This window comes from Bacillus sp. FAU18 (genome assembly GCF_056033885.1).
Window position 1 is genome coordinate 1569742 of the sequence record NZ_JBVYHZ010000004.1, and the last position, 21130, is coordinate 1590871.

Below are 21130 nucleotides of genomic sequence, written 5' to 3' on the forward strand. Positions count from 1 at the left end.
TTACAGAATGAATATGCTGGGCAAATAAAAAGAGAGTGTCTCATCAGACACTCTCAGCTTGTAGAGAAAACGATGTTTTTTCTACAAGCTTTTTTGTTGTGTGCTGTTTCTTTAGATTTTCAGCTGATTTCAAAAACAGAAAAAGAGCTCCCACATACCTAGCTCTGCTTGGCTAGGTATGTGGCAATCTTCTTCATGTTCTGGCATGCGGCTGTGAGGAGAACTTGTTCGCTCACATTCCGTTTTCCCCTCAACCTGCAATAGCGAAGCCCGTGCAGTTGTTTTGAATCTGCAAAGCTTCGCTCTATTTTTTCTTTTCTTTTTTTGTAGAGGTTTTTTCCTGAAACAGACAAGCGATTTTGCCTGATCTTTTCTTTGTGGTCTTCCCATACATGCCGGGTGATGACTTTCTGATGTTTTTTTGATTTTGTGCAGTTTTCAAGAAAAGGGCATGAGGAACATGTTTCAGGATTTGATTTATATGACCTGTATCCTTTTCGGTCAGTTGTTGAGTATGTGAGTGTTTGCTGGTTCGGGCAAATGTACCTGTCTTTTTCAATGTCGTAATGAAATTTCCATTTTGGAAACAAGCCTCTAGTAGGGTGATATCGTCTGTGGGCAATGACGCCAAAAATATGACGGTCAGATAATCCTTTACAGATAGGAGCTGTTAAATATCCGGAATCAAGGGCGACAGCTTCTACTTGAAAACCAAATCGTGCGATTTGGTGATCTAATCGGTCAAGATAAGGCACAGAATCATGGAGATTTCCCGGTGTGACGTGGGCATCGGTGATAATGTTGTATTTCATATCCGTTGTGCGGTGATCTAAATAGAAAAAACCTTCTGGTTTGTTTTCGCGATACAGATATCCACTTTCGGGATCAGTTGTACTGTGGCGGATCTCTTTTTCAGCTTTCACCTCCTCTTTGACTATTAGTGGCTTTTTTCCGTGTTCCTCTCGATCTTCTTGGATGGCTTCATTTAAATCTTTGATATAGTTTTGTGTATCCTGTTCAATCGTTTTTCTTGTGTATTTATGCTTGTTGGCATTGGCTTTAAGGTGAGTGGAATCGGTGAATAGGACACGTCCGCCCACCATGTCATGATTGATGGCCTGAAGAACGATCTCATCAAAAATATCTTGGAAGATGGTTGTATCTTTAAAACGTGTGCGTCTGTTCCAGCTGATGGTGGAGTGGTGCGGAACTGGATCGTTTATGTTCAATCCGAGAAACCATCTGTACGCCATATTGTAGTAAATTTCTTTTTCGAGCTGTCTTTCTGAACGGATACCATAGAGGTATCCGATAAACATCATTTTGAATAAAATCAGCGGATCAAGTGAGGGGCGGCCTTTGTTTTCACTGTAGTAAGGCTTAACCTTTTCAATGATAAAAGAGAAGTCTATGTATTTATCGATTTTTCGAAGCAGATGATCCTCTTCGACAAGTTGGTCGAGAAGAACAAATTCGGCTGCGTTTTGAGAAGAATTTCTTGTGTGGAACATGGGAAAGACACCGTCCTTTTGAAGTCTTTCTTTTATTTTATTACAGAAGAATGGATATTTTAAGAAAAAATAAAGGCTGTCGAGATTTTCTCGACAGCCTGAGAGTGTCTCATCAGACACTCTCTTTTTTGAATTATTTATTGGCGTTTACCGGTTCTTCCTGCTGTTGGATTTTATTCATTTCCATATCAATCTTCTGTTTTTCCTGATCTGTCAGCTGATCATTGAATTTAAAAGCTGACATAAACATGAACACGATGGCTACGGCAACAAACGGCCAGATGGCTTTGACAAATTTCATCTTTATCACTCCGTTTATTTAGATTTTAGTTTGTCACTATGATCAATATCAAACGTCAGTTTTCCGTCTTCTACTTTCCAAGCGAAATTAGAGTCTTTCGTCAGTTCGCGAATAATGGTTTTCTGTTTAAGGCTGTCTTTTTTTACAGGTGCAGGTGTCGCTTCATGGATGTCGATCGGTGTCACTTCAAAGCGGCCTGTTCCATTTTTCTTCAGGTGATACTGAACCAGTGCACTGTCTCTTGTTCTCGTCCAGCCTTGGTCAAAGACAAAGTTGCCGAGGCTGTAGAAAATGACGGTTCCGTTATATACTTCAATCGGCTCTAAGACGTGCGGGTGATGGCCGACGATGATGTCAGCTCCCGCATCAGACATGGCTCTTGCAAGCTGGCGCTGGCGGTCGTTTGGATCATTGTCATACTCTTGGCCCCAGTGTGACTGCACAACAACGATGTCCGCATGTTTTTTCGCTTCTGAAATCATAGGGATGAAGATTTCAGGATCTGCGGGCAGCACGCCCGGCGTATTCTTTTTAGCCGCGAAACCTTTCCCGGACACATCGGTAAAGCCAAGCGTCGCAATCGTTACCCCGTTGACTTTCTGGTACGAAATTTTCTTTTTCGCATCACTTAAGCTGTATCCCGCTCCAACGATATCAAGGTTTTGCTTCGCAAATTCTCCAAGCGTATCTTTCATGCCCTGAACGCCGTAATCCATTGCGTGGTTGTTTGCGCTGTTGAGAACCGTGAAATTCATATCCTTCAAGACTTTCACTGATTCCTTATTCGTCTGCAGATGAATCTCTTTATCTGCTTGTTTATAATTCTTTTGATAGGTTACCGGGTTTTCAAAGTTTCCTGCTACATAATCCGAGGCTCTAAAGATCGGTTCAACATATTGAAAAATACTGTCTGCCCCTTTTTGCTCCGTTACTTTTTCAACATAGCGTCCCATCATAATATCGCCTACAAATGAGGCTGAGAGTACGTCGTCAGAATACGTTTTGACCTTCGGCGTTTCCGCTTTTCCCGCCCACATGAAAGCGAACATAAGGACAAAAACGATCGGAATGGCAATAAATACGTGCTTATTGGTTTTCTTTTTTTGCTGTTTTGTCAGCTTTAGCAGCTTTTCATGAAAGCTCAGTTCTTTTTTCATCGTTTGACACACCTTACATTAAATTAAGTAGTAAACAAACATGATAGCAAAGGTCGCTCCGCTCAATAGCAGCGTGCTTCCGAACGTAATCGTTAAACCTTGTTTCTGAATGGTATTGGCAATTAAACCTGGCACGATGATGCCGATCCCTCGAAATTCTGCGATTTCAAATGGTACAATCGGGTATAGAAAATCAAACGCGATTTTTAGGACGATCCCTGTTATCAGCATGGCAGCGAATTTTCTGCGTCCGTACAAAATCATAAATTTGGATAAACCGTATTTCACGATAACATAAGTGAGCAAGCTCACTAGCAAAACAAGTAAAATAAAGACCGGCTGATTAAACACAAGTCCTAAATATCCCGGTACAACAAGTCCTGCCGGCACGATCCCTGTTTTTTCCGCAAAAATTAAACTGAGTAGTACACCTAAAATTAGTGCGATGTATAAATCTGATCCGAACATGTCTGCATTTCCCCCTAGCTTACGAGCTGCTTAACCTTGTATTCGTGGATTTTTTCAATTAAAGGCTCTGCGGCACCATGAATATTGCCGACGCCATATATGACACGGTTGTGCATTCTTTTCTTTAACAATTCCATAATTTCATCTGTTGACTTATACTCTAGATCATGCAGTTTGTCTGCAGGAATTTTGCCTTCTTCGTAGGCTTTTACGATCGGTTCTGTTGTTTCACCGATTAAGATCAGTTCACTTGCTTCAATATAAGGCAATACGTCATTTGCGAATTGCTGTGTCCGATCGACACGGTCTGCGCGGCAGTTCATGATGATGATCGGATCATCGGTCGGGTAACCGATTTCTTTTACACGTTTCCATATATTCAAAGTAGAAGAAGCGTCGTTTGCGGCAAACCCATTAACAAAGTGCCCAGGCTCGCTCGGACTGATCAGCGGAAGAATTCTCATTGCTCCCGGATCTGGCGGCGCATTCAGCATTCCCTTAAATGCTGTTTCTTCGTCAATGCCGAGTGCTTGAGCCACACCCAGCGCCAGAGAAGCGTTATCAGGGAATACCATGTATTCAAATTTACGTAAATACTCATCTGTAATTTTTGAGTTATCAGCAATGATGACTTTTGTGTTTCGTTCTTTTGCTTTTTGTTTAAAGAACTCGGTATATTCACTATCTGTAATGACAAGATGGCCATTATAAGGAATTGTAGCGGTAAACGCTTCTGCAATTTCATCAAGCGTCGGCCCCATGACATCCATATGGTCTTCTAAAACATTCACAATGACGCCGATATTGGCCTGCAGAAGTTCTTCCTGAAAGATGATTTGATAATCTGGGTTAACAGCCATGCATTCGCTGACAATCGCGTTAGCCCCTCTATCTACTGTTTCTCTCATGACTTCTTTTTGCTCTCCGATATTCGGCCCCTGAGGTTTCCGTTTAATCGGCTTTTCCTCCGGTGTGTCCCAGTAAATCATTCTTGCATCTGTTCCTGTTGTTTTTCCAACAGTCTTGTAACCGGCTTCTATTAATATTCCGGTTGTCAGCCTTGTCACAGTCGATTTTCCTCGGATGCCGTTAATATTCACCCGAACAGGGAGGGCATCAATGTTTTTCTGATGTCGTCGTTTTTCTAATATTCCGATGACCAGTATGACAGCACAGGCTATAATGAGTAACCACATTGCTTTTCGACATCTCCTTCTATATTGTTGTAAATTCATTCATCAGTATATAGAATCACTATGAATTCTCAATCGGCATTATGTAACATAATCTTCCCTAATCGACTAAGCCAAACTTCTCGTTTGAAAGAGATTTTATACCTACAAACTGTTTTCTATTTTTGGAAAACAGCAGGACTTATACCTTATCACTTTTTTAAAAAATCGAAGAGAATGCGCTTTCATTTTTCTCCTGATATCCTTCTGGACGTATAGTCACATCCTGCTGTTTGTATTTAATATGCATTTCAAATCAATCTTTTTTTCAGCCTGTGTTATCAAGCATCTCCTGCTATCATGCGTGTTTCCGGTTCTTATGAACACAAAATAGTTTTATCCTGTTTCTTAAGGACAAGGTCATAATGTCATCCTTTCTGCATGGAATAAGCAATATTAGGCCCATTCCAAAATGACTAAGGAGGTTCCAGATGAAAACGCTAAACATACGAGTCCGAATTCTCTAACATAATTAAACATTTTCTGGGATGATAGTCTTTTCTGTTTCTCACCATTTACAGGTCTAAACGCATGACTTTGAAACAATTTTAATAAAACTTAATATTTGTTCATGAAATCTTCATCCATATTTGTGAAGACTTTGTCAAAAAAAGAGTGAAAACCTTAAATTTTTCAATTATATATACAATTTACAAGTAGATTTCTTTTGATATTTTTATTGCCAACTTCGGATTGTTCATGATAATCTATCTATGTAAACGGTTACATAAACAAGGAGGAGCTGTTTTGGCTACAATTAAAGATGTCGCCGGAGCGGCGGGCGTTTCAGTTGCGACGGTTTCCCGCGTCCTGAATGATAACGGCTATGTACACGAAGAAACGCGAACGCGTGTCATAGCGGCGATGGCGAAGCTGAACTATTACCCGAACGAAGTCGCCAGATCTCTATATAAAAGAGAATCCCGACTGATCGGACTTTTGCTCCCGGATATCACAAACCCTTTCTTCCCCCAGCTTGCCCGCGGTGCGGAGGATGAATTGAACCGGGAAGGCTATCGCCTTATTTTCGGCAACAGTGACGAGGAATTGAAAAAAGAACTTGAATACCTTCAAACCTTTAAACAAAATCATGTCGCAGGCATTATTGCCGCAACGAATTACCCGGATCTCGAGGAATACAGCGGCATGAATTATCCAGTTGTTTTTCTGGACAGAACACTAGAAGGAGCCCCTTCTGTGTCCAGTGACGGTTATAAAGGAGGAAAGTTAGCCGCCAAGGCTATCATTCACGGAAAAAGCCAGCGCATTACACTCTTGAGAGGACCCGCTCACCTGCCGACCGCTCAAGACCGCTTTAACGGCGCTTTGGAAATCTTAAAGCAGGCTGAAGTTGAGTTTCAGGTCATTGAGACGGCTTCATTTTCAATTAAAGATGCACAATCGATGGCGAAGGAGCTGTTTGCCGCTTATCCAGCGACAGATGGTGTGATCGCGAGTAATGATATTCAAGCCGCTGCCGTTTTACATGAAGCATTGCGGCGCGGAAAAAACGTGCCGGAGGACATTCAAATTATCGGCTATGATGACATTCCGCAAAGCGGACTTCTGTTCCCGCCACTTTCTACAATTAGACAGCCTGCATATGATATGGGGAAAGAAGCTGCCAAACTGCTTTTGGGTATCATCAAAAAACGGCCGCTGGCAGAAACGGCAATTCAAATGCCTGTCACCTATATAGGAAGAAAGACGACAAGAAAGGAAGATTAAGATGCGTAATATTTGTGTGGTTGGTAGCTGTTCTATGGATTTAGTAGTCACCTCGGATAAACGCCCAAAAGCCGGTGAAACGGTTCTTGGCACGTCCTTTCAGACTGTGCCGGGCGGCAAAGGAGCAAATCAGGCCGTTGCCGCAGCCAGACTTGGGGCTCAAGTGTTTATGGTCGGCAAGGTTGGAGACGATCATTATGGAACAGCTATTTTGAATAATCTCAAAGCTAACGGCGTTCGCACTGACTATATGGAACCGGTTACACATACGGAAAGCGGAACCGCTCATATTGTGCTTGCTGAAGGTGATAACAGCATTGTCGTTGTCAAAGGCGCGAACGATGACATCACCCCAGCGTATGCGTTAAACGCGCTCGAACAGATTGAAAAGGTCGATATGGTGCTGATTCAGCAGGAAATCCCAGAAGAAACGGTTGATGAGGTGTGCAAATACTGCCATTCTCACGATATCCCGATCATGCTAAACCCGGCACCGGCCCGCCCGCTCAAGCAGGAAACAATTGATCACGCCACCTATCTGACGCCGAATGAACACGAGGCATCGATTTTATTCCCTGAGCTTACCATTTCTGAAGCTCTGGCGCTTTATCCGGCAAAGCTCTTTATTACAGAAGGAAAACAAGGCGTCCGCTATTCGGCTGGCAGCAAAGAAGTGCTCATCCCGTCCTTTCCTGTTGAGCCCGTTGATACAACCGGAGCCGGTGATACGTTTAACGCAGCATTTGCCGTGGCCCTGGCTGAGGGAAAAGACATTGAAGCCGCATTGCGGTTTGCCAACCGTGCCGCTTCCCTTTCTGTCTGTTCCTTCGGTGCCCAAGGCGGAATGCCGACAAGAAATGAAGTAGAGGAGCTGCTGTCATGAAAAAACACGGTATGCTGAACAGCCATCTTGCCAAGATTTTAGCCGACCTTGGCCACACTGATAAAATTGTCATCGCGGATGCCGGACTGCCTGTTCCCGACGGTGTTTTGAAAATTGATCTTTCACTGAAGCCGGGCCTTCCGGCTTTCCAAGATACAACGGCAGTACTGGCTGAGGAAATGGCGGTCGAAAAAGTCATTGCTGCAGCTGAAATAAAAGCATCCAATCAGGACAATGCGAGATTTCTAGAAAATCTTTTCTCTGAACAAGAGATTGAATACCTTTCTCATGAGGAGTTTAAGCTGCTGACAAATGAAGCAAAGGCAGTCATAAGAACAGGAGAATTCACACCATATGCCAACTGCATCCTGCAGGCGGGTGTGCTTTTCTAGAAAGGAGGATGAAACATGCAGATTGAAATGAAAGACATTCATAAAGCATTCGGAAAAAACCAGGTGCTGTCAGGCGTTTCCTTTCAGCTCGTGCCTGGCGAGGTACATGCTTTGATGGGAGAAAACGGCGCCGGCAAGTCCACGCTTATGAACATTTTGACAGGCCTGCACAAAGCAGATAAAGGTCAAATCAGCATAAACGGAAACGAAACGTATTTTTCCAATCCAAAAGAAGCGGAACAGCATGGAATAGCCTTTATCCATCAGGAATTGAATATCTGGCCGGAAATGACCGTTCTTGAGAATCTATTTATCGGTAAAGAGATATCCTCCAAGCTGGGCGTTTTACAAACAAGAAAAATGAAAGCGCTAGCAAAAGAGCAATTTGACAAACTCTCCGTCTCTCTTTCTCTTGATCAAGAAGCCGGCGAATGTTCCGTCGGACAGCAGCAAATGATCGAAATCGCAAAAGCGCTTATGACAAATGCCGAGGTAATCATTATGGATGAACCGACCGCAGCGTTGACTGAACGCGAAATCAGCAAGCTTTTTGAGGTCATTACAGCGTTAAAAAAGAACGGCGTCTCCATTGTCTATATTTCGCACCGCATGGAAGAAATTTTTGCGATTTGCGACAGAATTACCATCATGCGTGACGGAAAAACGGTAGATACAACAAACATCTCAGAAACTGATTTTGATGAAGTCGTCAAAAAAATGGTCGGACGGGAGCTGACTGAACGATATCCAAAACGCACTCCTTCTCTCGGTGACAAAGTATTCGAGGTGAAAAATGCCTCCGTAAAAGGGAGTTTTGAAGATGTCAGCTTTTATGTTCGTTCCGGTGAGATCGTCGGTGTTTCAGGATTGATGGGAGCTGGCCGGACAGAAATGATGAGAGCGCTGTTCGGCGTTGACAGGCTGGACACGGGTGAGATATGGATCGCTGGGAAAAAAACGGCTATTAAGAACCCGCAGGAAGCCGTGAAAAAAGGTCTCGGCTTTATTACAGAGAATCGCAAGGATGAAGGGCTCCTGCTCGACACCTCGATCCGCGAAAATATTGCCCTGCCCAATCTGTCCAGCTTCTCACCAAAGGGTCTCATTGATTTCAAGCGGGAGGCTGAATTTGTCGATCTGTTAATCAAACGCCTCACTATCAAAACAGCATCACCGGAAACGCACGCACGCCATTTATCAGGAGGAAACCAGCAAAAAGTGGTGATAGCCAAGTGGATCGGCATCGGACCGAAAGTGCTTATCTTGGATGAGCCAACCAGAGGTGTGGATGTTGGCGCCAAACGAGAGATTTATACGCTGATGAATGAGCTGACTGAACGCGGCGTCGCTATCATCATGGTGTCATCAGAGCTGCCTGAAATTCTGGGAATGAGCGATCGGATTATCGTTGTCCATGAAGGCAGAATCAGCGGAGAGATCCATGCACGAGAAGCAACACAAGAACGAATTATGACACTTGCCACGGGAGGGCGGTAATATGAAAACGGAACAACTGCAAACAGAACAAAAACGGATTCACTTCGACGGAGTCATGCAAAAACTCGGCCCGTTTCTTGGTTTATTTATTCTCGTTATCATTGTATCTATTTTAAATCCCAGCTTTCTTGAACCGCTGAATATTTTAAACCTGCTTCGCCAGGTCGCCATTAACGGATTAATCGCGTTCGGGATGACCTTTGTCATTTTGACAGGCGGCATTGATCTTTCTGTCGGCGCTATTCTTGCCCTTTCCAGTGCTTTAGTTGCGGGGATGATTGTGTCCGGTGTCGATCCGGTTCTCGCGATCATCCTTGGCTGTATCATTGGTGCCGTACTAGGCATGATCAACGGATTATTGATTACTAAAGGAAAAATGGCGCCCTTTATCGCCACGCTTGCGACCATGACTGTGTTTCGCGGACTGACGCTAGTGTATACAGATGGAAATCCGATTACAGGACTTGGCACAAACTACGCTTTTCAGATGTTCGGACGCGGTTACTTTTTAGGCATTCCTGTACCGGCGATTACGATGGTTCTTGCCTTTGTCATCCTTTGGGTGCTTCTTCATAAAACACCATTCGGACGCCGAACGTACGCTATCGGCGGCAACGAAAAAGCCGCGCTCATTTCAGGCATCAAAGTGACGCGCGTGAAAGTGATGATCTATTCTTTAGCCGGGCTTTTATCCGCTCTTGCAGGTGCCATATTGACTTCCCGCCTGCATTCGGCCCAGCCGACTGCGGGGGAATCGTACGAACTTGATGCTATCGCGGCAGTCGTCTTAGGCGGGACAAGTCTTTCCGGCGGCCGAGGACGCATTGTCGGCACGTTAATCGGGGTGCTGATCATCGGCACACTTAATAACGGACTTAATCTGCTTGGCGTCTCATCATTTTATCAGCTGGTTGTCAAAGGGATTGTTATCTTAATTGCGGTATTATTAGACCGCAAGAAGTCAGCTTAGGAGGGTTTCACATGAAAAAGGCTGTATCCGTCATTTTAACGTTATCATTATTTTTGTTAACCGCCTGTTCGCTTGAGCCTCCCCAATGGGCAAAGCCGTCAAACTCGGGGAACAAAAAGGAATTCACCATTGGCTTGTCCGTCTCAACGCTTAATAATCCTTTTTTTGTCTCATTAAAAAAGGGTATCGAAAAAGAAGCTAAAAAACGGGGAATGAAAGTCATCATTGTTGATGCACAAAATGATTCATCGAAACAGACGAGTGACGTGGAAGATTTAATTCAGCAAGGTGTTGATGCATTATTAATCAACCCGACTGATTCTTCGGCGATCTCAACGGCAGTAGAATCTGCAAACGCAGTCGGTGTGCCCGTCGTAACAATCGATCGATCTGCCGAACAAGGAAAAGTTGAAACCCTCGTTGCTTCCGATAATGTAAAGGGCGGTGAGATGGCCGCGGCGTTTATTGCCGACAAACTTGGAAAAGGAGCAAAGGTGGCAGAGCTTGAAGGCGTCCCCGGCGCATCTGCCACACGGGAACGCGGCTCAGGATTCCATAACATCGCAGACCAAAAGCTCCAAGTTGTCACAAAACAATCAGCTGACTTTGACCGCACGAAAGGCCTGACTGTCATGGAAAACCTGCTGCAGGGACATCCTGATATCCAAGCTGTTTTTGCTCACAACGATGAAATGGCGCTCGGTGCTCTCGAGGCAATTAACAGCTCGGGAAAAGACATATTGGTGATCGGCTTTGACGGCAATAAAGACGCGCTCGCTTCCATTAAAGATGGAAAGCTGTCGGCCACCGTCGCTCAGCAGCCTGAGTTAATCGGTAAACTGGCTACAGAAGCAGCAGATGATATTTTGCACGGAAAAAAAGTAAAAAAAACAATATCCGCGCCTCTCAAACTAGAAACACAAAAATAATTGTCACGGGATCAGATTTTTATCTGATCCTTTTTCATGTTTAGGAACCTGCGATAACGTGAATAGGGATATAGAATGAATTATTTCTCTTACGTGAGGAGAGGAACGGCATGAACAAACCAACAAAAATATTTTCAACATTAGCACTTGCGGCTGGAATGACTGCGGCTACTGCAGGGGGCGCTGGAACGATCCATGCCCAACAGCCAGAAACAACGGTAAGCATTGATGATTTATACAGTTATCCGATTGATTCTTATTTGGTATCAGCAGAGGCTCTAAATGTCAGAACGAAGCCTTCCGCATCAAGCCAGAAAGCCGATACGCTGCACTTAGGAGATAGCCTAAAGCTGATTTCCTTCTCAAATGCTGACTGGGCAAAGGTTCAGTATAAAAACGGAAAGATAGGATTTGTATCCACTCATTACATTGTAAAAGCAGCGACAACGGTAAAAACCAAAACAAAAACAAAAGTATATACATCCGCTGATGGAAAGAGCATTAAGACTCTTCCAGCAGACACAAGCGTTTCTTTTTTAGGCTGGAGTAAAACGAATAAAGGCGGTTTTGATTTTGATTGGGTATTCGTTGATTACGGCGGTGCGACAGGTTATATGAAAACAAAGGATTTACACATGACAAAATAACTGAGAGGGATTCCGTATCTATGCGGAATCCCTTTTATTATGAATGGATTTGTCACATTCCCAAGATATTTCTCAGGAAATATTGTCGTATGCTGTGTCGAAACCTTACATGATCATCGACATTTTTGTTCACGCTAAAAAGCGGAGGTGTAAATATGGATCAATTTGAAGCAGCATATGAATCGTATAAAGCCCGGCAAACAACTGTCGATCAAGAAAATGTTCCATCTGGAAAAGAAGAAATTATTGCGGTTAGAAGAAATGAGGAAGACAATATTATCGCAGTGAAAACCAATACAGGAAGAGAGCTCGACTACCCTACCGCGCTGTCAGAAGCAAAAGCAGGAAAACTCGCTCATGTTGATGTCTTCCATAAATACGGGCGTGACATTTTGCGAAGTGAACCGGACGGCATTAAGGAAAATAACCTGTCTGAGCTGCCGGATTTTTAAGCAAATACAGCCCTGCCGTATGTTCGACAGGGCTGTATTTTAAACAAAAGGCTGCTGGATGTATTCGGCTAACCGTTTTGCACTGAGAGAAATATCCTCTGCAGCTGCATAATTCACGCCATAGAACACATATGGAGGCAGATACTTCATGCCGATCAGATTACTTGTAGCCTGAAATGGTTTCAATAGCTCACTGATCGAGTAATGATTTGCTCCGCCCGCTTGATATTTTTCCGCTTCGCTCCCTGTTGATACAGCCAGCATCAGCTCCTTGCCATGCAAGGCATTTCCTTCTGAACCAAAAGCCCAGCCGTAAGTCAGCACAAGATCCTGCCATTTTTTCAAGAGCGGCGGAGAGCTGTACCAATATAGCGGGAATTGAAAGACAATCCGATCGTATTCCTCGCACAGCTGCTGTTCCTTCGCAACATCTATTTCTTCATCCGGGTATTCCTTATAAAGATCCCGTACTGTGATATTGTCATGTTTACTCAATTCATCAGCCCACGCCTTATTAACAACTGAGGTCTCCATATGAGGATGCACTGCCAAAACCAATATTTTCATCAGACCACACCTTTACTGTTTTGATGTTATTTTATCTAAAATCAGGAAAAGAGCCAAATAAAAAGAAAGCCCTGCTAAAAGGGGCTTTCTTTTTTTCTTTTATTCAGGGCTTCCTTCAGTTGTTTCGATATCTTTCGCAAAATCAGGGTTATCCAGATTCGCATTAAAGAAATCCGCTGTGTTCGGAAGTCTGAGATTCATGTTCATTTTTTGAGAAATCGTAACCGTGCAATCCTCAAGCACATAGTCAAAAACGTGTCCGCCTGAATTGCGTCCTTCGTCAATGAAGTGCAGGTGATAGCCAGAAACGGCGATTCCGTTTGCATAAGCTGGTGTCAAGAAACCTACGATCGTTCCTCTCACGTTGTCGAAGTTGAAAATTGGCTGTGTTTTGACCGCTTCAACCATTGGCACGTAAGGTTTTTCTTGAAGTTCTACCGTTCTTGTCTGCACCTTTTTAAACAATCCGTCAATACGAATTGCATAAAATAAGTTTCTGCTTGGCAGCAAGCTGTTGATCTCTTTTTCAAAGTCTTCGCGTGTCATTTTCGCATCAATTTTGTGCGTCATGTCCGGTGTAAAGAACGTAAATGAACAGAACGGAGAACGATCCCCGTTTTGGACTGGTGTCGCAGTTCCGTCTGAACGGAGACGGTAAAATTCGCCGTCAAACCCAATCAGCTCTCCGTCAAGCTTGTTAAAGGTTCCGATACCGAAGTCTCCATATTTCGGAATCTCTGACAGTTCAAAATCCCCGTCATATACTCCGTCTAATAGAGAAGTCATTGTTGATACTTGATAAATCTGGCTCACAGGCTGATCTTTTTGACCGCGGCTGAGCACTTGAATGTTGCTTTCTCGTTTCATATTCCCTTCACTCCTTTTATTTAGTGCTGTTCATAAAACAGTGTCGTGATGCGCAGAGTGCTAGAGAGCTTTCGTTTTCATGAGTTCACCGAATTCTTTCGGAAGCTTGTCACTTGCTAAATTAATGTTATCACTGTAGTCAACCGGGACATCAATGATGACAGGACCTTCAGCGTTCATGCCTTGACGCAGAACATCTGCCAGCTGGTCTGGTGATTCTACGCGCAAGCCAGTTGCTCCGAAGCTTTCCGCATATTTCACGATATCGATATTTCCGAAATCGACCGCAGATGTACGGTTATATTTTTTCAATTGCTGGAATGCAACCATGTCATATGTGCTGTCGTTCCATACAATGTGTACAATTGGTGCTTTTAGTCGAACCGCTGTCTCTAATTCCATTGCTGAGAATAAGAAACCGCCGTCACCAGAGACAGAAACCACTTTTTCTCCCGGTTTCACCAATGAAGCGCCGATTGCCCAAGGAAGCGCAACGCCGAGTGTTTGCATACCGTTACTGATCATTAATGTTAACGGCTCGTAGCTGCGGAAATAACGTGACATCCAAATGGCGTGCGAACCGATATCGCAAGTTACTGTAACATGATCATCGACTGCATTACGCAACTCTTTAACGATTTCAAGAGGGTGCGCTCTGTCTGATTTCCAATCTGCAGGCACCTGCTCACCTTCATGCATATATTGTTTTAAATCAGAAAGGATTTTCTGCTCACGCTCTGCAAATTCCACTTTTACAGCATCGTGTTCGATATGATTGATCGTGGACGGAATGTCACCGATCAATTCAAGATCAGGCTGGTAAGCATGATCAATGTCAGCGATAATTTCGTCTAAATGGATAATTGTCCGGGCTCCATTGACATTCCAGAATTTCGGATCATATTCAATTGGGTCATAGCCGATCGTCAGAACGACATCTGCCTGCTCTAGCAGCAAATCGCCAGGCTGGTTGCGGAACAAACCGATACGGCCAAAATACTGATCCTCTAAATCTCTCGAAAGGGTACCGGCAGCTTGATATGTTTCAACAAATGGAAGCTGAACCTTTTTCAAAAGCTTGCGAACCGCTTTAATTGCTTCCGGTCTTCCGCCTTTCATGCCGACCAAAACGACAGGAAGTTTTGCTGTTTGGATCTTTGCAATGGCCGCACTGATTGCATCATCTGCTGCAGGACCGAGTTTTGGCGCTGCAACAGCACGCACGTTTTTCGTATTTGTGACTTCATTCACAACATCTTGCGGAAAGCTCACAAAAGCGGCCCCAGCCTGCCCTGCTGACGCTATCCTAAATGCATTTGTAACAGCTTCCGGTATATTTTTTACATCTTGAACTTCTACACTGTATTTTGTAATCGGCTGGAATAGCGCCGCATTATCCAAAGATTGATGTGTCCGTTTTAAACGATCTGCACGGATCACGTTTCCAGCAAGCGCAACGACAGGGTCTCCTTCAGTATTCGCTGTCAGCAGACCTGTTGCCAAGTTCGAGGCACCCGGTCCTGATGTGACTAACACGACTCCCGGTTTTCCAGTTAAACGGCCGACTGCTTGGGCCATGAATGCTGCGTTTTGTTCGTGCCGGGCAACGATAATTTCAGGTCCTTTATCTTGTAAAGCGTCAAATACCGCATCAATTTTTGCACCTGGAATGCCAAATACATGTGTGACACCTTGCTCCACCAAGCAATCAACAACAAGCTCCGCCCCTCTGTTTTTCACAAGGGATTTTTGTTCTTTTGTTGCTTTTGTCAACACCCTCACTCCTTATTATGCATTTTAAACGTAAAATTTTAAATATCTTGTGATAAGTTTCACTATACACTCTTTGGAAATTGACCTCCAATATCGATTCGCCTTATGATTAATATGTAATACGAATTATTAACCTATGGAAAGGAATGCATATTGAATGGAGCTTCGCCATCTTCAATACTTTATCGCAGTAGCCGAAGAGCTTCATTTCGGAAAGGCTGCCCGGCGGCTGAACATGACGCAGCCTCCTCTCAGCCAGCAGATCAAACAGCTGGAGGAAGAAGTCGGAGTTACGCTTCTGAAAAGGACAAAACGATTTGTCGAGCTTACCGCAGCAGGAGAAATCTTTTTAAATCATTGCCGGATGGCATTGATGCAAATCGGACAAGGAATTGAACTGGCACAGCGGACGGCCCGCGGCGAGCAAGGCCTTCTCGTAATCGGTTTTGTCGGATCAGCTACATATGAATTTCTGCCGCCGATTGTCCGGGAATATCGTAAAAAATTCCCATCTGTGAAAATAGAACTGCGTGAAATATCCTCGTCTAGGCAGCAGGAGGAGCTACTAAAGGGCAACATTGATATTGGTATACTTCATCCTCCCTTACAGCATACAGCTTTACATATCGAAACCGCCCAAAGCAGCCCTTGTGTTTTAGCTTTGCCTAAGCAACACCCATTGACTTCTAAGGAATCAATTACGATTGAGGATTTAAGAGATGAACCAATTATTACTGTTGCTAAAGAAGCATGGCCTACTCTATACATGGATTTTATTCAGTTCTGTGAACAAGCGGGCTTCAGACCCAACATTGTCCAGGAAGCCACAGAATATCAAATGGTGATTGGTTTAGTCAGTGCCGGAATTGGTATGACATTTGTTCCTTCCTCAGCCAAAAAATTATTTAATTTGGATGTTACTTATCGAAAAATGGACCAAATACAGCTTAATGCAGAATGGGTTATTGCTTACCGCAAAGACAATCATAATCCGCTTATAAAGCATTTTATTCATATTTCAAATTGTCAGCAGACAAGAACTAAAGAGAGTGATGCAGGTACATGAACGATACTTGCAATCTCTTTTTTCTTTTGGGTTTCTTATGGAAATTTTATTAATTTAATATAATCGCTTAGTACAACTTTATATCAGTATACGTATACATACAGTACAAATAGTTGGCAAGGACATTAGTAAGCGCAGGACATTAGTTTGATTTTAAAAATGAAAGATAGAGAGGTGAAGTAAATTATTGAGTTCACCGGCATATTCACATTGCTCGTTTTTTTCGTAACAATGATTTTTATTTTCTGGAGACCAAAAGGACTAAATGAAGCTATCCCCGCCACATTTGGCGCTTTAATGGTTTTATTGTGCGGAAGTGTGTCATTGGCAGACTTAGGGGAAATCGGAACAAAAGTCACGGGTGCATCGGTTACAATCCTTGCCACTATGATTATGGCCATTGCACTAGAAAGCTTTGGTTTCTTTTATTGGGTGGCTGCAAAACTGCTCCAACAATCCAAGGGTTCAGGCATCAAGCTTTTTTGGCTAACCAATTTGCTCTGCTTTCTCATGACCATTTTCCTGAATAATGATGGGAGCATTTTGATCACAACTCCAATCCTTTTGCTTGTACTAAAATATTTAGGTTTAAAAAAACATCAAAAAGCCCCATATTTATTAAGCGGTGTTTTAATAGCCACAGCCTCTAGCGCACCGATTGGCGTAAGTAATATTGTTAATTTAATTTCTCTCAAAATAATTGGAATGGATCTATATCTTCACACTGCCATGATGTTTGTCCCTAGTATGATGGGACTCATTTTTATGACTTGTCTACTGTTTATGTTCTTTTATAAACGTCTTCCCAAGAACCTGCCAGATATACCGAGCCATTTTCAGTCTCTGCGGCATAGAAGGTACCATCCTCTTCATTCGCCATCAGCTCCTTTACCAGAACAAAATCAAACAAAAATCATGTTGTTTGTGCTTGCATTTGTTTTTCTCGTCAGAATGAGTCTATTTGCAGCATCATATACCGGTATTTCTGTTCCTCTAGTCGCTGTCATCGGATCTTTTATCCTGTTGAGCTGGAGATGGATTTATTTCAAAACCTCCCCAAGAGACTTGTTATATAAATCGCCTTGGCACATTTTTATATTCGCTTTTACTATGTATGTCTTAATTTATGGTTTGCATAATATTGGATTCACTGAGTTACTTGTGAATTATTTTGAACCCGTGGTTTCTGGAAGCCTCGCCCATGCAACTTTCGCATCAGGTATCTCTACTTCTGTTTTTTCTAATCTCTTTAACAATCATCCAGCGTTAATGATCAGTACTTTTACCTTAACTGAAATGACCCTGAATCCTTCAACCACAAAAATCATCTACTTGGCAAATATTATCGGCAGTGATATCGGTTCATTATTATTACCTATGGGAACCTTAGCAACGCTTATTTGGATGCATATATTAAAACAGCATGATGAAAGTATTTCATGGGGCGAATATATAAAAACGACCATTATCATCATTCCGCTGACTGTTCTTTTTACGTTAACATGTTTATATTTTTGGATCAGTTGGTTATTTCTTTAGTACAGTATGAAACGAAAAACTGCCTTCTGCTATTCAAGAGGGCAGTTTTGTATACACTAGGGAAGATGCATTGTCTTTAGATGATTTAACTTCCAAATGACTGGCTCTCCACTTGCGTTAATAAGCTCAATTATATTATTAGAGACATCCTTTAATAGACCAACTTTTTCTGGCACCTCTCCCATATCAAATATGACCAATTCACCAATATTTTTTTTGATCTGCTCCTCAAAATTACGTACAAGAGGAACTTTGGAAGGCACGACAGGCAATTGTGAGTTGTCAAGAGTATACGGTGTTTGTTCAGTTGAATAAGGGGTAAACCATTTTAAATGATGCATAGATATAAAAAGGATTTTAAATACGGGTGAGAAAAATACAATATAATCGTTTAAAACATTTGTAACATACCCATGGATCGATCGACCCCCAGTTACATAAACTTCAATAAACTGGCCTTTGACCTTGTTTAATGTATTTCTATATGAAAAAGCTTGAGTTTCTGCCTCTATCATTGGATCTTCCGGATTGATCAAAAATGGCTTCTCAGTACTGGTCATTATTTTCGCCTTGTTCATTTGATGAAGATGCAACAAGGGAATATAAAGATAATTGCAGCCATCAAAAATAACAAAAATATCCTGTCCGATATCTATGAGGGTGCCGACAAACCTTGTATCTCCTGAAATGACAACCTCAACATCTGTGTTAAGGAATTGATTCAAACCTTTCACGATTCTCCTCCTTTAACTGAAAAAGGGCATCACTTAATCTGATGCTCCTCCATTATCTATTAAAATTTACGTTTCCAGTGATAGTCTATCGTTCTGACAATCGTTTCATAGCTATAATCTTCCTTTTGTTTTCCTGAACTTTTTAAGGAACTTGAATAACCTGGTGATCTTGATGATTGATAATCTGAAGATCTTGGTGATCGTTTAGATGTTTTTGATGAACTCTTTGAACCTGATGAGCTGTAAGATTTTGATGATTGATGATCTGAAGATTTTGATGATCGTTTAGATGATTTTGATGAACTTTTTGAACGTGACGAACGACCAGATTTGGATGATTGATAATCTGAAGATTTTAGTGATCGTTTAGATGATTTTGATGAGCTATATGATTTTGAAGAAATGAATGAATTGCTGTCCTTATCATTATTGTCTTCCTGGCTTTGTTCATTTTTTTGATCCTCTTTTTTGTACGACCCTTTTGGGCCTAAGCTGATGCTTTTTATGTGAAAAGGATAGATGCGAAGCACCTCTTGATTTTTCACTATAGTATAATGGCCGTCGGCATTATCTACAAGGATACCCTCAATGGCTTCCGGACCTCCACGATTAATTGAAACCCATTTATGAGTCAGACTCTTAAAAACCTCGCTTAAATAATCAGCTTCCAAGACACCCGCTGGCGTCTGTCCTTCTATTTTCAAATCGGGCTCATGTTTACTTATACTCTTGATGTGATGGATATTAAAATACACTACCCCATCCTCATTTGTGTTTAACGCAGCGTAATCATCTCCCAGCCAGACCAATCTTCCTTTTTTAGATTCCGGCCCCCCCTGATTAAATTGAACTGATTGGTTCATTAATTGTCCGATTAAGCTATGAAAATCGTCAGCGTCGGGCATTTCCTCAGTCTCAATTGCTGTGGTGCTATTATTGGTATCCTCAGTAATACTTTTCACATGATCCAACTGATAATAAATTATTTTTTTTTCAGCTTGTAAAGCAATATAATCTGATTTTACAGCAGTTAATTTCCCTTTTTTAGATTCCGGACCTCCACGATATACAGTAACAATTTTATCTTTCATTGAATGCAAAAAGTTATAATAAGATATTTCATCATTTGAATGATACTTCATTCTCCTCTTGCTCATTCAAGTTCCTCCTAGTCACTTATACATAGATGATAAACATATTGCATATATACGTGTCACGATTATTTGTTGAACTAATTCAATAGCCTAATTGTCGCTTTTTCAGTAGAATACCTATTTTCACACATTCATAAAATACTTAAATTATTTTTGAGGTATTGTGAACGGTTTTTAATATATTCACAAATCACATCCGGCTCACGGTCAAAACGCTCAACATCATTCTTTTTATATGGGTCCATCAGGACAAAAGGCCTAATCCGCTCATACATAGCCATTATTTTCGGTTCCATATATTCTATCGTAAAAAGAGATTGAAGCGTTTTTTCTAACAGCCGCTTGTAGGACTTGCGAAAATCGGATTCATCCAATATCCGGGCGGTTAGTGTATTAAATCCTTGAATTCTTACATAATCGGCAGCCATCCGCTCTCCATGGATATCCCTGCCCCAGGTCGCATCATAATCCCAAGGAATCACCTCAAATAATCCGGTTTCCCCGCTTCTGTATAATGCGTAGTTGTGGACAAACCCGTCATAGTTCGAGGTGAATACAATACCGGCAAGCCAGCGCAAATACTTATCGACATCCACGTGTTTTGTCACTTCTGACTTAAACTGAGCTTTAGGGACAGTATTAATTTTAAAAATCATATCCTGTAAATAAAAATCATCTTCCACAGTCCCTGTCTTCTTTTCATATCCAAGCTCCAGCGACGTCTTCGTTTCCTTTTCCAAATCGCTCATCAGAGAAAAGTTAGCATCATCATCCACCGCGTAAAAAATCGCGCCATCAGCCAGCTTCCTTTTCGCTAAATAATATTCATCAACGGATTCAAGTTCAAGATAAACCCCTTCATTCTTCCCATTCACCTTTACAAACACAAATTCTGCTTTTGGAGACAGTGTCCCTAGCTCCGAGAAAAAATCCAGAGACAATTTGTTTCTCATCAAGGAAGGGTCTTTGTACTCCGCATTTAAGTGAATCTCTCGCGCGCCGCGGAATGTTTTCGGCTGATAAAAGGAAATATGGTATGACTTCTTTTTGAAGTCTCTGATATGTGATCCCCGATAAGCGATATCAATATCCAGCCTTTTTTGATTTACCTTCATCACAGCTGGCACCGGATCATCGTCCCATATATCCTTTTTTAATTCACGCAAATCTTTTGGATGAACAAACAGCTGATAAAGCGGTAAATTGGATTGATTCTTCATCCATAATCCTCCTTACAAATTTTAGGCTTTTATTTTTTATAAG

Annotated in this window: 21 protein-coding genes; 10 read left to right on the forward strand and 11 right to left on the reverse strand. The window is 42.2% G+C overall.

Annotated elements, in window-relative coordinates:
- Positions 1-158 precede the first annotated feature (158 nt).
- The 5 genes from AC0OMU_RS19135 to pgsB form a co-directional block, all read right to left on the reverse strand.
- The gene (locus tag AC0OMU_RS19135; RefSeq protein WP_015483356.1) at positions 159-1511 is read right to left on the reverse strand and encodes an IS1182 family transposase; all 1353 of its coding nucleotides are present in this window, start codon (positions 1509-1511) and stop codon (positions 159-161) included.
- 133 nt (positions 1512-1644) lie between these two features.
- Positions 1645-1812, reverse strand: coding sequence for an extrachromosomal elements maintenance protein EdmS (gene edmS, locus AC0OMU_RS19140; RefSeq protein WP_003227896.1), 168 nt, complete (start codon positions 1810-1812; stop codon positions 1645-1647).
- Between the two features lie 14 nt (positions 1813-1826).
- Positions 1827-2969 (reverse strand): capsular polyglutamate synthetase PgsA, encoded by a 1143-nt coding sequence (pgsA, locus tag AC0OMU_RS19145; RefSeq protein ID WP_003243306.1) that lies wholly within the window; start codon positions 2967-2969, stop codon positions 1827-1829.
- An 18-nt stretch (positions 2970-2987) separates the two neighbouring features.
- Complete coding sequence (pgsC, locus tag AC0OMU_RS19150; RefSeq protein WP_003227889.1) at positions 2988-3437, reverse strand: poly-gamma-glutamate biosynthesis protein PgsC; 450 nt, start codon at positions 3435-3437, stop codon at positions 2988-2990.
- Between the two features lie 14 nt (positions 3438-3451).
- A complete protein-coding gene (pgsB, locus tag AC0OMU_RS19155; RefSeq protein WP_014478160.1) occupies positions 3452-4633 on the reverse strand; it encodes a poly-gamma-glutamate synthase PgsB in 1182 nt (393 codons plus the stop codon).
- A gap of 783 nt (positions 4634-5416) precedes the next feature.
- Here pgsB and AC0OMU_RS19160 point away from each other — a divergent pair.
- The 8 genes from AC0OMU_RS19160 to AC0OMU_RS19195 all read left to right on the forward strand — a co-directional run bounded on the left by AC0OMU_RS19160 (position 5417) and on the right by AC0OMU_RS19195 (position 12167).
- Positions 5417-6397 (forward strand): LacI family DNA-binding transcriptional regulator, encoded by a 981-nt coding sequence (locus AC0OMU_RS19160; protein WP_047183294.1) that lies wholly within the window; start codon positions 5417-5419, stop codon positions 6395-6397.
- 1 nt (position 6398) lies between these two features.
- Positions 6399-7280, forward strand: a complete 882-nt coding sequence (gene rbsK / locus AC0OMU_RS19165; protein WP_047183295.1) for a ribokinase — start codon at positions 6399-6401, stop codon at positions 7278-7280.
- Positions 7277-7672: a D-ribose pyranase gene (gene rbsD / locus AC0OMU_RS19170; RefSeq protein WP_181220222.1), complete on the forward strand. Its 396-nt coding sequence runs from the start codon at positions 7277-7279 to the stop codon at positions 7670-7672. The genes rbsK and rbsD overlap by 4 nt, the downstream gene beginning before the upstream one ends.
- A gap of 15 nt (positions 7673-7687) precedes the next feature.
- On the forward strand, positions 7688-9169 hold the full coding sequence (gene rbsA, locus AC0OMU_RS19175) for a ribose ABC transporter ATP-binding protein RbsA (protein WP_181220223.1): 1482 nt from the start codon (positions 7688-7690) through the stop codon (positions 9167-9169).
- 1 nt (position 9170) lies between these two features.
- Positions 9171-10139 (forward strand): ribose ABC transporter permease RbsC, encoded by a 969-nt coding sequence (gene rbsC, locus AC0OMU_RS19180; protein WP_003227873.1) that lies wholly within the window; start codon positions 9171-9173, stop codon positions 10137-10139.
- A gap of 11 nt (positions 10140-10150) precedes the next feature.
- Positions 10151-11068 carry a ribose ABC transporter substrate-binding protein RbsB gene (gene rbsB, locus AC0OMU_RS19185; RefSeq protein WP_015384829.1) on the forward strand — a complete coding sequence of 306 codons (918 nt, stop codon included), beginning with the start codon at positions 10151-10153 and terminating at the stop codon, positions 11066-11068.
- A 110-nt stretch (positions 11069-11178) separates the two neighbouring features.
- Positions 11179-11715, forward strand: a complete 537-nt coding sequence (locus AC0OMU_RS19190; protein WP_015384830.1) for an SH3 domain-containing protein — start codon at positions 11179-11181, stop codon at positions 11713-11715.
- Positions 11716-11870: 155 nt separating this feature from the next.
- The gene (locus tag AC0OMU_RS19195; RefSeq protein WP_015384831.1) at positions 11871-12167 is read left to right on the forward strand and encodes a DUF3892 domain-containing protein; all 297 of its coding nucleotides are present in this window, start codon (positions 11871-11873) and stop codon (positions 12165-12167) included.
- Positions 12168-12206: 39 nt separating this feature from the next.
- Here the strand turns inward: AC0OMU_RS19195 and AC0OMU_RS19200 are convergent, their stop codons facing one another.
- The 3 genes from AC0OMU_RS19200 to alsS all read right to left on the reverse strand — a co-directional run bounded on the left by AC0OMU_RS19200 (position 12207) and on the right by alsS (position 15374).
- The gene (locus tag AC0OMU_RS19200; RefSeq protein ID WP_015384832.1) at positions 12207-12734 is read right to left on the reverse strand and encodes an NAD(P)H-dependent oxidoreductase; all 528 of its coding nucleotides are present in this window, start codon (positions 12732-12734) and stop codon (positions 12207-12209) included.
- Positions 12735-12833: 99 nt separating this feature from the next.
- The gene (gene budA / locus AC0OMU_RS19205; RefSeq protein WP_015384833.1) at positions 12834-13601 is read right to left on the reverse strand and encodes an acetolactate decarboxylase; all 768 of its coding nucleotides are present in this window, start codon (positions 13599-13601) and stop codon (positions 12834-12836) included.
- Positions 13602-13661: 60 nt separating this feature from the next.
- Complete coding sequence (gene alsS, locus AC0OMU_RS19210; RefSeq protein ID WP_015483787.1) at positions 13662-15374, reverse strand: acetolactate synthase AlsS; 1713 nt, start codon at positions 15372-15374, stop codon at positions 13662-13664.
- A 157-nt stretch (positions 15375-15531) separates the two neighbouring features.
- Here alsS and alsR point away from each other — a divergent pair, with 157 nt between their 5' ends.
- Both alsR and AC0OMU_RS19220 read left to right on the forward strand, forming a co-directional pair.
- Positions 15532-16440: an acetoin biosynthesis transcriptional regulator AlsR gene (gene alsR / locus AC0OMU_RS19215; RefSeq protein ID WP_003227859.1), complete on the forward strand. Its 909-nt coding sequence runs from the start codon at positions 15532-15534 to the stop codon at positions 16438-16440.
- Positions 16441-16650: 210 nt separating this feature from the next.
- Entirely contained in the window at positions 16651-17979 is a 1329-nt protein-coding gene (locus AC0OMU_RS19220) for an arsenic transporter (RefSeq protein WP_080109047.1), read from the forward strand.
- Positions 17980-18035: 56 nt separating this feature from the next.
- On the opposite strand, the gene AC0OMU_RS19225 is transcribed toward AC0OMU_RS19220, so the two are convergent.
- From AC0OMU_RS19225 to cotH, 3 genes are all read right to left on the reverse strand, one after another.
- On the reverse strand, positions 18036-18713 hold the full coding sequence (locus tag AC0OMU_RS19225; RefSeq protein ID WP_003227857.1) for a DUF2642 domain-containing protein: 678 nt from the start codon (positions 18711-18713) through the stop codon (positions 18036-18038).
- Positions 18714-18772: 59 nt separating this feature from the next.
- A complete protein-coding gene (locus AC0OMU_RS19230) occupies positions 18773-19870 on the reverse strand; it encodes a hypothetical protein (protein ID WP_015384836.1) in 1098 nt (365 codons plus the stop codon).
- A gap of 128 nt (positions 19871-19998) precedes the next feature.
- Entirely contained in the window at positions 19999-21087 is a 1089-nt protein-coding gene (cotH, locus tag AC0OMU_RS19235; RefSeq protein ID WP_015384837.1) for a spore coat protein CotH, read from the reverse strand.
- Between the last annotated feature and the right edge of the window lie 43 nt (positions 21088-21130).